Origin of the sequence: Helicobacter pylori (assembly GCF_003636935.1) — a bacterium.
Classification (GTDB): Bacteria; Campylobacterota; Campylobacteria; order Campylobacterales; family Helicobacteraceae; genus Helicobacter; species Helicobacter pylori_CH.
The window spans coordinates 1-930 of the sequence record NZ_MVVH01000033.1 but is presented as its reverse complement, the minus strand read 5'-3'; the positions used below and the strand labels follow the sequence as shown (position 1 = coordinate 930).

1 protein-coding gene is annotated in these 930 nt (G+C 38.7%); it reads right to left on the bottom strand.

Going from position 1 to position 930, the window contains the following annotated elements; all coding sequences use genetic code 11:
- Positions 1-119: 119 nt before the first annotated feature.
- Entirely contained in the window at positions 120-623 is a 504-nt protein-coding gene (locus tag EAL87_RS07995; protein ID WP_120914264.1) for a pyruvate kinase, read from the bottom strand.
- Positions 624-930: the final 307 nt, after the last annotated feature.

Sequence of the window (930 nt, the reverse complement as noted above, 5' to 3'; positions counted from 1 at the left end):
CCCCTAAACAATCAAAATAATCAATAATGGAATTAAATAAAAAGCAAGACTAAAAAACATTTCCCTATCCCCGCACCACCCTACTTTCCCACCCTTGCAAAGGGTAACATGTGAGATTTTTAAACTAAGACAACTCTTTCACCTTTGGCTTTTAAGGCTTCTTGCACCTTTTCATACCACCCCATAATGATTTGCGAGGTTTCTGTCCCCGGACTTACGCACTTATTTAAAGTGCCTCTACCCTGTGGGATCGTCTGCCTCTCTTTTGCCCAATCTAAAATCTTAACGGGTCGCCTGTAATGTATCCAATCCACTAAAGGGTCTTCTTCTTCGCTAACACATAATGCCCGATCTTTGTGAATGTTATACGCCCCGCCGATGACTTGTGCGAGCGCTACAAGTTGTTGTCCATGCTTGATAGCTACAATGTCATTCACCCGCATCACTTCTAAAAAATCTCTAATTTGTCCTTTGCTCTCTTCCCAATCCGCTAAACCAATGAAGTGGTATTCTTCTAAAATTTGGTGCACATCATGCACATCCCATCTTACTTGCAGATGTTGCTGATGGATTTGCATGTGCCAAAATTCTTGAAAAGGAATGCTTGAAACATCTACGACCATAAAAATCTCCTAATTGTTGGTATTCTCTACCCATTTTCTTAATTGCCCATACCTCTCATCTCCAGAAACTGAGAAACCGAGAAACTTTAGCGTAAAAAACTAAATAACACCTAACCAAACCAAAACAACTAAAAATAAAAGTAATGAAAAAAGCAACAGAAAAATAAAGCACTAAAATATAATCAAATAATGAAATCAAATAAAAAAGCAAGACAAGATTAAAACATTTCCCTATCCCTGCACCGACCTACATTCCCACTCTTGAAAAGAGCAGTATTATCAGCGATGAAGAGCTTGACTTCCAGGT